Here is a 12,304-nt window from a genome sequence, read left to right on the forward strand (position 1 = left end):
TGATCCGTGACGAAATACTGGAGCGTCAGTCCGAAGGTATCGGCATCACTCACTGACGCGCTCGCGCCTTGTTTCGTGACCGTCTGGCCCAGTGCGGTGACGTTGAACGGACCACTCGAATCCTGCGGTGCGAAGTGCATCCAGCCAGCACTGACCTGGATATCGCCCGCGGACTGCGCATGTGCGCTCGTCACGCCTGCCATGCCTATCGTTGCGAGGGCCGCGTATGCAATGTGTTTCAGCTTCATTTCTTCTCTTCTCGTTTCAGATTTCAATCGGTGACAGGCGAGCGCGTCCACATCGCCTCAGCCAGACGGCTCGGGGCGACGAACGCACGACAAAGGAAAGCAAGTGAACCGGCGGTCTCTATAGACAGCAGTCGAGACTCACTTTGAAATACGCGTAGCTCATTTCGATACTGCGCTTCACCGCGTGCACCTCGTCCACGCCTGGCGCGTTGCCGAGCAGCGTAGCGACGATCTCGAGCGCCTCCCACGGATGCGCGTCGTCGTAGTGCGCGTGCAGACTGAGCCAGCGCATGGCCTTGCGGCGCATCGAGACGGGAAAACTGTTCGCGTAGGTGTCGCTGCTGCAAACAAATGTCGACCACTCGCCCGTGACACCTTCGATCGCGAAGTTGGTTGCGGCGATGCTCGCGGCAAGCGGATCGCCGCTGCTACTCTTCCAGCACCAGTGCGAAAGTGCGTAGGCGAGGGACGGGCCGCCGCCTTTCATCAATGCGCGCTTGTTGACATCGTGCGCGGCTGCCCAGTCGACCCAATAGTCCGCGTGATTTTGCTCGACGCGGATGTTGCGGGTCAGATAGCGTCGCGCCAGATCCTCGCCGCGCGAATGCCCGTAGCGCAGCTTTTGCAGATTCATCGCCATGTACTGCGGGAATTGCTCGACGACCGGCCAGCCGTTGACGAGAAACGCTTCGGCCTGTCGCGAGCTCAGCTTTGCCTCGCGCATCGCGGCAAAGATGGGATGGCCGGTGACGGTTTGCTTGGTCTCGTTCGTTTCGGTCACTACATCGCCGAGCCAGGCCGGGTAGCTGGCGATGTCCTTTAAGTCGCCAACCCGCTGAAAAGTGGGATCCAACATCTCCTCCTACGTCATTGCAAGAAATTCAACGTTCTGCGCCCAAAGGGCCGGTCGGCCCACATGGAATCCTTGAACGAAATCCACGCCCATCGTGCTCAGTGCGCGCAGGATTGCTTCGTTCTCGACGTATTCCGCGATGGTCAGACGCCCCATCGAATGGCCGATGTCGTTGATCGCTGCCACCATGTCCTTGCTAACGGCATCTTTGAGCATGTCCTTGATGAATCCGCCGTCGATCTTGATGTAATCGACCGGTAGATGTTTCAGATAGCCGAACGAGGACATGCCGGCGCCGAAGTCGTCGAGCGAGAACTTGCAGCCGCGCTTCTTCAGCTCGCGAATAAAACGCGCGGCGGCCGCGAGATTGGCGATCGCGGTGGTTTCGGTCACTTCGAAGCAGATTGATTCAGGAGCGATGCTGCCGAGTTCGAACTGTTCGGTCAGAAATTGCAGAAAGCGCTCGTCGCCGATCGAGGCGCCCGAGAGATTGATCGCGTATTGGACGCCTTCGGGATTGCCTGTTCTCGCGAGCGTCGCGAACACGGCGCGCACGACCCAGCGGTCGATCGCGGACATCAGTCCGTAGCGCTCGGCGGCGGGCAAGAAGTAGTGGGGCGATACGATCTTGCCGCCTTCGCCGACCATGCGCAGCAGCACTTCGACGTGACGCGGATGCTGTGTGGATTCGTCGATACCGTCCGGGCGCTGAACCGCGCGGATCTCCTGAGCGTAGAGGCAGAAGCGATTGTTCGCCAGCGCGTCCTTGATGCGGCCGCACCATGACATGGCGCTCGCGTGACGCGTGAGTTCCTTGTCGCCGCGCACGGCGAGGTGCACGCGATCGCGCCCCCGCTCCTTGGCGAGATAGCAGGCAATATCGCCGAAGCGCATCGCCGTTTCCATGTCGAGCCCGCGCAGATCGACCAGGCCGATGCTCACGCTCGTCGATAACGTGTGTGTTTCGCATGACCATTTGAACGCGGCCACTTCCTGTCTCAGGCGCTCGGCGATCTTCATCGCGGTTTGCTCGTCGCAATCGGCCATGAGCGCGGCGAACTCATCGCCGCCCAGACGCGCGAGCGAATCCTCGTCGCGAAGGCATCGCTTGAACAGAGCCGCAATCTCGCGCAGCATGGTGTCGCCCGCCGCGTGACCGTAGGTGTCGTTGACCACTTTGAACTGGTCGAGGTCGAGCATCATCAGCATGCGGGGGCGCTGCGGGGTTTTGACGCCCGCTTGCTCATCGAGCGATGCGAACAGGCGCCGCTCGAACTCCGTGCGGTTCAGCAGGCCGGTCAAGCCGTCATGCGACGCCTGCCAGGAAAGGTTCGAGACGTATTCGCGCTCACGGGTCATGTTCCGTAACAGCAGCACGGCGCCGGTGATCGTATCGGATGTATCGTGAACAACGGACGTGATTGCCTGCACCACGGTCTCGGTGCCTTGTTGGTTAGTCAGCACGAGATCGGTGCTCGGGTCCCACGGCTCGCTGCCGCGCAGCGCCTGCTCGATCGGATCAACGGGACGCCGGTCCCATTCGCGCACGATCGAGACGATCGCAGTCAGCTCGTGTTTCACGCAGCCATCGGCTTCGCGACAGAAAAGCCGCTCCGCGGCGGGATTGATGAATTCAACGAGACCCGTCGGTCCGACTGAAACGACCGCCTCGCCGATCGAACCCAGCGTGGCTTTCGCACGCGCCTCGCTTCGCCGCAACGCATGCTCCGAGGCAAGTCGCGCGGTGATGAAGCGGCGTGCGTACCACACGGACAAGGAGACCAGGAGCGCCGCGACCACTACGTTGATGCCGAACAGCAACAAGGCTGTTTTTCGAAACGCGGAGCCGAGCACATCCGCGAATCCACGCGAAACCGGCGCAATGGCCGAATTGATGTTCCAGATTTCGCTGGTCAAGAGCTCGACTTCGATTTGGCCGGGCACGCCGGCGGACTTGGCGAGGCGCAGTTTTTGAGCGGTCGCGACGAGCTGGTCAACGAGCGCATCGCCTCGTGTCCAATATGTCACTGCGTGTTCGAAGTAGCTAACGCGTCGGAAAGTCCGGAAAACCCAGATGACCGGGCTCACGTCAGCGGGGTCGACGCCGCTTTCGAGCAGTGCTTGCCGAGCCGACCTGAGATCGGGACTGGCACCTTCCAGCGCGAGTCGGGCCCGCTTCAGATTGAGCGGGTAGGCAATCGCACTCTCGTATTGGCGGAAGGCTTCTCCATCGCCGGTCTGTGCATAGCGAATGAGAAAGAAGACTGCGTCTTTCTGGCCTTTGGACCAAGTACTCTCACCACCGATATAAGCACGAACGGACGACATGATCGAGAGGCTCGTCGCGACAAGCGCGAGCAGCGACGCAACGACTGCCAGAAACGGCCATGTAGTTTTGAATAACTGTCGATTGGTCTTCGATGCCGCTGGCATATCGAGCCTTGTTATCGGGTTCTCTGCGCTTGGTAACAAAAAAAGTCCCGCCACAAGGCGCCGTCCGGATTATTCCGAACGGTCGTCCTTTGCGGTGAGTTTTGTCGCTTCGATTAATAACGGCGCGAGGAATATGAACTTGAGGCTCTACTCGAAATCGCGAGGGTCGAATAGTACCTGCGACAAACCCAGTCGAAGCGTTTGATAATAAGAAAGAGTGCGAACTGTTGTTTTTAGCGCATGCACCTGGCTTCTTCGCAGTCGAGTTCGTTCGAGGCAATAAAGTGATCGTCGAACGGGTAAGGTCTTTTCAAACGCCAAAGAACGACTGTGCGAATCTTGCGATAGCAATTAGCTCTTCCTCGCAGACCAGGTTGCGTAGAATGGCTACGCTGCTCCTGACCTTCATCTCCGTGCAACAGGACATCTCATGCTGCAGCCATTCGCGTCTTCAGACTCGTTCACGATCGGAGTCGAACTCGAAATTCAGGTAGTCAATACGCACGACTACAATCTGACCAAGGCGACCACGGAACTGCTAAGTCGAGTCAAAGAGAAAAGCTTCGCGGGAGCGATCAATCCGGAGACGACAGAAGGGATGATCGAAGTGTCCACTGGCGTGTGCAAGGACTTCAGTCAGGCGAGAAGGGAATTGCAGGTTCTTCGCGACACGCTGGTACACGCCGCTGACTTTTTGAATGTCGGGGTATGCGGGGGAGGGACAAACTTCTTCCAGAACTGGTTCGACCAACGGTCGGACGGACGCGAACGCTCTGAGTACCTCATGGGGCTGTACGGGGCCCTTTATCAGCAATTCACGATCTTCGGCCAACACGTGCATGTCGGCTGTCCTGATGCCGACTCGGCGCTTTTTCTACTGCACTCGCTTTCTCGTTATGTTCCACACTTCATCGCTTTGGCTGCCTCGTCTCCTTTCGTACAAGGAAGCGACACGCAGTTTCAGTGTGCCAGGCTCAATTCGGTCGCACCGTTCCCTTTGGCCGGATATGCACCCTTCGTAACGAGATGGTCGGACTTCGAGCAATACTTCGATCGCATGACCAACACGGGACTCGTCAAGAGTCTCAAAGACTTCTACTGGGATATTCGCCCAAGTCCGGGTTACGGCACGATCGAAGTTCGTGTCATGGATACGCCACTGCGCGTCGAATGGGCCGCCGCGATCGCGGCCTATATACAAGCCCTCTCGCGCTATCTGCTCGTTGACAGGCCTGTGCGCCTTAGCGAGCGGGATTATGAAGTCTATCGAACGAACCGGTTCATGGCGTGTCGCTTTGGTCTGGACGGAACGTGCGTGAATCCGGAGACTGGCCACCGGAGCTCGATTCGGAGCGAGATCGTCGACACGCTCGACGCGATCGCGAGTCATGCGCAAGCGCTGGGAGCAGAGGAAGGCCTCGACATCATCAGGCGCAATGTGACCTCCGGTCTGAGCGATGCTGACTGGCTACGCCGCGTCTACGGGGCGCATGACTCATTGCATGAAGTCGTTCGGCAGCAATGTCAGATTTGGCGGGGAGCGGAGACGCTTGGCTAACTCGCCTATGTCGTGTTGATCTATCGTTCGACAGTTAGTTCGTCGACGATAAGGTATCGCCTGTTCCAGCCAGTGCAAAGAGCGCAGGGACCTGCGTGGTTCGGCTAGACGTGTTCGGCGAGGTTCTGGCGTGCGGCCTCGATCTTGATTGCGCACGTCTTGAACTCTTGCGCAACTTCCGCCGCCCACGGGGTAGAAAGTCTACGAACCTGAACTAGAACCCTAGCCAGATCTCGAGCGCGAGTCGCAGCGTCGCATAACTGAACTCTTTGATCAGCGAATCGACCTTGTTGCCTTCGCCAGATGGACAATTCGGCGAGAGCACTACAAAGGTTATCCCATTCATCAAGTCGTATGAAGTCTTGGAAACGACAGGCATTCGTGTCGCGCAACAGGGCTTCGAGGACTTCTTCGCTCAGGACGATCAGTTGATTGCAAATACCGATTGCTTCCTTCAGATCAACAGACTTTTTCGTCCTATGGATAGGAAACTGCAGGAGAAACAAAAGCGCCAATGTGGAAGCGGCGAGAGTTCCATCGTAGCCCCACCAGAGCACAGTCCAGTCAGCTATGTGGAACGAAGGCATCTGTGGAACTCCCAGTCCTGATCTTGGATGCAAATGTTATGTGCATCACGAAGGCTTCGCAAGGTAACGGCCCGAATATTTTGCTCGTGTCACTCACTATGTCGCAAACTTTCGGCCCCGCGTGTGTCTCGGTCATGTCACGATGGCAGCAAAGACAAATTGCTCTGATCCGCTCGCACCGCTGGCGCACTGGCACGAATGGATAGCCTGCTATGAATCGGTTTCATGACCGCCACATCAGAGCGTCCTTCATGCGATTTATGTGTTCACCACACAGCGCTCACATGAGGACGAGTGATTGCATGCGTAAGGGAAAAGGCGAAAAACAACGATCACTGTCCCGCATCGAGCAAGTTAGACGAGAAGTCGCACGATAGCGCAGCCAGCCTCGCCACCGCAGCACTCAGTGAGTGCGATCGTTCTGCCCGATGCATAGCGACATACCTGACCAGCGGCAGCGCGGGCCGTGTCGGTACCACGACGAGCGCGCGCCGCGCGACCATGCGCGCGAGGCATGCCTTGGGCAAGTAACTGACGCCAAGCCCTGAAAGCGTCAGCCCCACCTGCGCGATCAGGCTGTTGCTCGCCAGCACTTTCTGCAATGCCACGCCCTGTTCCTGCAGAAACCGGCTGTACACGTAACCTGTTCCCGACAGCCCGCCCTGCAAAATGAGCGGAAACTTCGCGATCTCCGCCAGCGGAATGGCGCGCTTGCCTGGCGCGAGGCTCGCCGCGCACATCCACGCATTCTCGACCTGACCGACGATCGTTGTCGTGAATGCTTCGACCTCGTGCGTCTGCGGCACGATGATGACGTCCACTGTCGCCGCCGCCAGCCGTTCTCGCAAAGTCGCGTTGAGATCGACTTCTGCTTCGACCTTGACCTTCGGATACTCGGACTGAATCGCCGCGATGAGACGCGGCAGCCACGTCAGCGCCGTGAGCTCGGTCACGCCGATGCGGATCTGCCGCACCAGCGATTGCTTCGAACTCATGCGCTCGACGATCTGATCGCGTCGCTCGAGCAATTCTTTTGCGTGCTCGAAAAACTCCGCGCCTTTTTCCGTGAGACGCGCACTGCGATTGGCGCGGTCGAACACGGCGACGTCGAACGCACGTTCCAGTTCCTGCACGCGTTTGGATACCGCCGACTGGGTCGTGTTCAAGCGTGTCGCGGCAGCCTCGAAGGAACCAAGCTGGACGATCCAGTACAACGCTTCCATCTGCTTGAAGGTCAGCATGAACGTATTTTCATCACCTAAAGCGATAGTTTCTCATAGAAAAAAATCGCTTTTTTAGTTCTTTTTGACTGGTTACTTTTTCCTCTAACGAGTCCGCGCCGAGGCTCGACAGGGCTCGCTCGCAAGGACCGGCCTATTCATATCAACTGGTAAGTGTCCGGAGGACGCATGGAATCCGTTTTGGAAACACCTCAAGCCGAACGCACGGACCGCAAGCCGCGGGTCGGGCTCGCCTGGCAAATTCTGATCGGCCTCGTCGTCGGTATTGCCGTGGGCCTGGTGCTGAACCGATTTCCGGAGTTTCGCGAAACCGCAATCAACTCATTTCTTCAGCCTGCTGGCGACATCTTCATCCGCCTGATCAAGATGGTCGTGGTGCCGATCGTCTTCACCAGCATGGTCATGGGCATCGCGGGCGTGGGCGACGGTCGTTCGCTCGGGCGCATCGGCCTGAAGACGCTGATCTACTTCGAAGTGGTCACGACGATCGCCATCGTGCTGGGCCTCGTGCTCGGCAACGTCCTGCATCCGGGACTCGGCACCGATCTGTCGCAACTCGGCCACACGGATATTTCGCGCTATCAGCAAACCTCGCAGCAGACGCAGGGACATCACGGCTTCATGGCGCTGTTGCTCGGCATCATTCCGGACAACGTCATCATGGCGATGGGACGTGGCGACCTGTTGCCGGTGATCTTCTTCTCCGTGCTCTTCGGACTCGGTCTGCAGTCCGTTCCCGCCGAATATCGCAAGCCCGTGCTCGCGACATTCAAGGGCATCAGCGATGCGATGTTCAAGGTTACCGGCATGGTCATGCGCTATGCGCCCTTCGGCGTGTGTGCATTGATCGCCGTGACGGTCGCGAGCTTCGGTTTCGGTTCGCTGCTTCCGCTAATCAAGCTCGTCGCGGTGACGTATCTCGCGATCATCCTGTTTGCGGTATTCGTGCTCGGCGTGACGGCCCGGCTCTTCGGTTTCAACATCTTCACGCTGTTCCGGGTCATCAAGGATGAACTCATCATCGCGTTCTCGACTTGCAGCTCGGCCACGGTGCTGCCGCAACTGATGAAGAAGATGGAGGACTTCGGCGTGCCGAAGAGCATCACGACCTTCGTGGTGCCAACCGGCTACACGTTCAATCTCGACGGCGCTTCGATCTACCTCGGCATCGGCACGCTGTTCGTCGCGCAACTCTATGGCGTGCATCTCGGCCTGCAAGAGCAGATCGTGCTCGTACTGACGATGGTCGTCACGTCGAAGGGTGCGGCGGGCGTGCCCGGCTTCATGTTCGTCATCCTGCTGACGACGCTCGCGAGCGCGGGTCTGCCGCTCGAAGGGCTTGCGTTCATCGCGGGCGTCGATCGTATCATGGACATGGGACGCACTGCGCTGAACGTGGTCGGCAATGCGCTTGCACCGCTCGTCATCGCCAAATGGGAAGGCCAATACGACGCGGAGAAGGGTAAGGCTTATATCGCATCGCTGGACGCGTGAGCATCGGTGAACGCGGATATGAAAATCATGGAACGAGGAGCAAGTGAGATGAGCAGTAGCCAGGGACAGTTGTTTTCGCCGTCGCTCATGGAGCAGATCAAGAGCCGCTTTCATTACATCGATCACGATGTCGACGGGCGTGCGCGCCTCTTCTTCGACAACGCAGGGGGATCGTTCAGGCTGAGGGCCGCGTTGGAAGCCTTCGCCCGCATCGATGCGCTGCCGGACTGTCCCGAACGCATCCACGAACGCGCGCTGTATTTGCAGGACATTCAGACGCGCGGCGAGGAAGATATTCGCCGCATCCTCAATGCACGCGACGGCAGCGTGTATCTCTCGCTGACGGCATCAGCGGCGATGTTCGAGATGGTGCGCGCGGTGATGGAGAACACGCCGGGCACGAACGCCGTGACGACGATCCTCGAACATCCGTCGTCCTTCGATGCGATGAAGCTGTACTGCGAACGCACGGGCAAGGCGTTGCGCGTTGCGCCGAGCAACGCGGAAACGGGCGGCGTCGATGTCGACGCGATCGTTTCGCTGATCGACGATGACACGGCGCTGCTGAGCGTGATGTATGCCTCGAATATTTCGGGCGCGAAGCTCGATATTGCAGCCATTGTCGAGCAAGCACGTGCGCGCAAGCCAGATCTCTTCATAATCATCGATGCGGTCCAGCACGCGCCGCACGCGGTCATTGACCTGCAGAAGACGCCTGTCGACGGCATCAATTTCGCGCCTTACAAGTTTTTTGGTTGCAGAGGAGCGGGTGTCGCGTGGCTATCGGAAAGACTTGCGGAGTTGCCGCATCATCGGCTCGATGCAAAGGAGAAGGGCGTCTGGGAACTCGGCAGTCCCGCACCGGCGCAGTTTGCCGTAGTGAGCGCGATCGTCGATTACGTCGCGTGGATCGGTGCGCAATTCAGCGACGCAGAAGACCGGCGCGAGCTGTTCGTGCAGGGCATGCAGCGTATCGAGGAACACGAGCGCGCGCTGCTCTCACTGATGCTCGATGGCGTCGGGGGGCAGCGCGGCCTGCGAGCCATCGAGGGCGTGCGCGTGTTCTGGGATCACAAAGACCTCACGCGCCGCGACCTGATCGCGGGTATCGGGTTCGACGATTTGGACCCGACCGCCGCAGTGCGTGCCTACGAAGAGCGCGGAGTGGTCGTGTATGAGCGCATCGTCACGAGCGTCTACTCTGGCCGCATGCTGAAATCGTTCAATCTCGATGGTGCCGTGCGCATTTCTCCATTGCATTGTCACGCACCGGGCGACGTGGCGAGGTTCCTTGCAGTGACCGAGGAGGTTGCGCTGGCGAATCGGGGCGGGTGAGAGAGTGACGCATCGAGACGTATCCTGAAAGCTTGGTGCGTCCTGAAGCCGAGGCTACGAGCATCTACGTGTGTCGCACTTTGGCCGCATCGAGTATCAGCTTGCGCAGCATGGACGAACCAGCGCCGCGGCATCTTCTGGCACGCTTACGAAGGGGCGACTCTAGACCAGCATCCCGGCTTGCCGAGGCCGGGCAACTGGCTGGCGAGCACCGCCGCTGATCCGCGCATCACTCGTCCCGGGCAGGCGCGCCGCCGCGCAGACGCGCCGCAATCGCGCGCGCCGCCAGATCGAGCACGAATCCGAGCGCGCCGATCACGAGAATCACGGCGGTCAGTTCGGAGTACGCAAGCCGGTCGCGGGTGTCCAGAATCAGATAGCCGAGCCCGGCGCTCACGCCGAGCATTTCGGCGGGTACCAGCACGATCCACAAAATGCCGATGGCGAGCCGCGCGCCCGTCAGCACATGCGCGGCGATGCCCGGCACATAGATATGCCAGAGCATTTCCGCGCGCGTCGCCGCGAGGCTCTCGCCGAGCTGGAGCCAGCGCCGGTCGAGTTGCGCGACGCCCGCCGCCGTGCTCATCACGAGCGGCCAAACGGCGGCGAAGGCGAGCAGGAAGTACACGGCGCGATCGCCGACGCCGAGCGACATCACGGCGATCGGCATCCAGGAAAGCGGCGAGATCATGCGCAGGAATTGCAACGTGGGCGAGAGCGTCTGCTCCAGCCAGCGAATGCGGCCGATGGCGAAGCCCAGCGGCACGCCCGCGACGAGCGCCCACGCAAGGCCCACCGCGATGCGACGGAGGCTCGTCGCGACGTGTTCGGCGAGGCGGTCTTCGGTGACAAGCGCGGGCAAGGCCTGCAATGCGCGCAGCGGCGAAAACTGCGCGGCCAGCGCGTTGTGGCCCGCGAGCAGCGCGACGGCGAGCCACCAGACGCCGATCGTCACGACAAGCCCCGCGATTCCGAGCACCACGCCGCGCCAGTGCGAACGCGCGCGCGGCACGCGTGGGGCCGCAACGGACGTCTGCCGCACGAGGACGCTAGACAAGGATCGTCTCCGTGCGCGCATAACCCGCGCTCTGGCCGAAAGCGGCCATGCCGCCGGCCGCCTCGATGCTCTTCTTCACGAAGCGATCGTCGACGAGATCGGCTGCGACGTGCGCCGGATCGAGCGACGCGATGAATCCGTTCGCGCCGTCCACTTGCGTCGCTTTCAGACGACGCACCAGTTCTTCGGTATAGCTCGGATACGGATAGGGCTGAAAGTCGATGCGCTTCGAATGCCAGTCCGCATGCCGGATCGCGCGGTCGCCGAGATAGCGGCTCTGGTCTTCCGCCTGCGGGGCGAGCACGCGCGCGAGCAACTGCGAGGCGTGTGGCGTGTAGTGATTCGCACCTTCTTTCGACAACAGCTTCGCCGCGTCTTCGGGATGAGCGCGCGTCCACAGTTGCGCCTTGACGATCGCATCGACCACTTTCTGCGACCACGCCGCGCGCTGTGTCAGATCCTGCTCGTGCATGAAGATCACGCAGCATGCGTGATTGCGCCACACGTCGCCGGTGAAGCGCAGCACTTTGCCCACATTCAGTTGCTCGGCGGCGGCGTTGAACGGTTCAGCGACGATATAGCCCGCGATCTGCCGTGCGGCCAGCGCGGGCGGCATGTCGGAAGGTGGCATCACGATCAGGTTGACTTCCTTCGGTCCCGGCGCGCTCACGCGCTTGAGCACGGGCGTCAGGCCCTGCGCGCGCAGCATGTCCTGCAGCACGACGTTATGGACCGAATACCAGAACGGCACGGCGACGGTCTTGCCGCCCAGGTCCGCCAGCGAGTCGACATCAGGCGCGACCGTCAGCGCCGAGCCGTTCACGTGATTCCACGCGACGACTTTCGCCGGCGCCTTGCTGCCATAGCGCGCCCAGACAGTCATCGGCGAGAGCAGATGCACGACGTTGACTTGTCCGGACAGAAATGCCTCGACGAGCTGGGCCCAGCTACGCAGAAGCGTAGGCTTCTCGGCCTGGATGCCGGCGGCGTCGAAATAGCCGTTGTTGTGCGCGACCAGCAGCGGCGTTGCGTCGGTGATCGGCAGATAGCCGATGCGCACGGGTGCGTTCGGGTCGGCGGCGGCGCGCGCATCGAACGATTTCAGCAGCGGCGCCGCGCCCGCCACGCTGAAGAGCGACGCGAGCTTGAGCCATTCGCGGCGTGACATCGGCAATTGACACATCGAATTCTTCCCCGCTGATTCAGGCTGCTTCCGATATCGAGTTCTGCAGCGCCTGAAGGATTGAAATGCGCAGCTCGCCGAGCGAACGAATCTGCGTCTGTCTGGGATGCGGCAGGTCCACCGGCCAGCGTCCGACGAGCGTGCCCCGATTACCGAGCAGCACGATGTGATCGGCGACGAGCAACGCCTCGTCGATGTCGTGCGTGACCAGCAAGGCGCACGCGCCGGTACGCCGGATTGCGCCGATCAGCAACTGCTGCATGTCCGCGCGCGTGACTTCGTCGAGCGCGCCGAACGGCTCGTCGAGCAAAAGGG

The 12,304-nt window shown here is 60.4% G+C and carries 9 protein-coding genes and 2 pseudogenes; 3 read left to right on the forward strand and 8 right to left on the reverse strand.

Going from position 1 to position 12,304, the window contains the following annotated elements:
- The 3 genes and pseudogenes from AWB80_RS41925 to AWB80_RS41935 form a co-directional block, all read right to left on the reverse strand.
- Positions 1 to 248 (reverse strand): annotated as a pseudogene (locus AWB80_RS41925) (OmpW/AlkL family protein); the annotation flags it as partial.
- A 118-nt stretch (positions 249 to 366) separates the two neighbouring features.
- On the reverse strand, positions 367 to 1,104 hold the full coding sequence (locus tag AWB80_RS41930) for an iron-containing redox enzyme family protein (protein WP_061180482.1): 738 nt from the start codon (positions 1,102 to 1,104) through the stop codon (positions 367 to 369).
- Between the two features lie 6 nt (positions 1,105 to 1,110).
- Positions 1,111 to 3,429, reverse strand: coding sequence for an EAL domain-containing protein (locus tag AWB80_RS41935; protein ID WP_160147533.1), 2,319 nt, complete (start codon positions 3,427 to 3,429; stop codon positions 1,111 to 1,113).
- Between the two features lie 535 nt (positions 3,430 to 3,964).
- Between AWB80_RS41935 and AWB80_RS41940 the strand changes: the two genes are divergently transcribed.
- The gene (locus AWB80_RS41940) at positions 3,965 to 5,092 is read left to right on the forward strand and encodes a YbdK family carboxylate-amine ligase (protein ID WP_061180484.1); all 1,128 of its coding nucleotides are present in this window, start codon (positions 3,965 to 3,967) and stop codon (positions 5,090 to 5,092) included.
- A gap of 104 nt (positions 5,093 to 5,196) precedes the next feature.
- Here AWB80_RS41940 and AWB80_RS41945 read toward each other — a convergent pair whose 3' ends face one another.
- Both AWB80_RS41945 and AWB80_RS41950 read right to left on the reverse strand, forming a co-directional pair.
- The gene (locus AWB80_RS41945; protein WP_061180485.1) at positions 5,197 to 5,679 is read right to left on the reverse strand and encodes a hypothetical protein; all 483 of its coding nucleotides are present in this window, start codon (positions 5,677 to 5,679) and stop codon (positions 5,197 to 5,199) included.
- Between the two features lie 332 nt (positions 5,680 to 6,011).
- Complete coding sequence (locus tag AWB80_RS41950; protein WP_061180486.1) at positions 6,012 to 6,920, reverse strand: LysR family transcriptional regulator; 909 nt, start codon at positions 6,918 to 6,920, stop codon at positions 6,012 to 6,014.
- 168 nt (positions 6,921 to 7,088) lie between these two features.
- Between AWB80_RS41950 and gltP the strand changes: the two genes are divergently transcribed.
- A complete protein-coding gene (gene gltP / locus AWB80_RS41955; RefSeq protein ID WP_061180487.1) occupies positions 7,089 to 8,414 on the forward strand; it encodes a glutamate/aspartate:proton symporter GltP in 1,326 nt (441 codons plus the stop codon).
- A 48-nt stretch (positions 8,415 to 8,462) separates the two neighbouring features.
- Positions 8,463 to 9,749, forward strand: a complete 1,287-nt coding sequence (locus AWB80_RS41960) for an aminotransferase class V-fold PLP-dependent enzyme (protein WP_061180488.1) — start codon at positions 8,463 to 8,465, stop codon at positions 9,747 to 9,749.
- A 229-nt stretch (positions 9,750 to 9,978) separates the two neighbouring features.
- On the opposite strand, the gene AWB80_RS41965 is transcribed toward AWB80_RS41960, so the two are convergent.
- The 3 genes and pseudogenes from AWB80_RS41965 to AWB80_RS41975 form a co-directional block, all read right to left on the reverse strand.
- Entirely contained in the window at positions 9,979 to 10,806 is an 828-nt protein-coding gene (locus tag AWB80_RS41965) for an ABC transporter permease (protein ID WP_061180489.1), read from the reverse strand.
- The gene (locus tag AWB80_RS41970; protein WP_061180490.1) at positions 10,799 to 11,989 is read right to left on the reverse strand and encodes an ABC transporter substrate-binding protein; all 1,191 of its coding nucleotides are present in this window, start codon (positions 11,987 to 11,989) and stop codon (positions 10,799 to 10,801) included. Before AWB80_RS41970 ends, AWB80_RS41965 begins: the two co-directional genes overlap by 8 nt.
- 19 nt (positions 11,990 to 12,008) lie before the next feature.
- Positions 12,009 to 12,304, reverse strand: a pseudogene (locus AWB80_RS41975) (ABC transporter ATP-binding protein); the annotation flags it as partial.

The organism is Caballeronia pedi, from assembly GCF_001544915.2.
Classification (GTDB): Bacteria; Pseudomonadota; Gammaproteobacteria; order Burkholderiales; family Burkholderiaceae; genus Caballeronia; species Caballeronia pedi.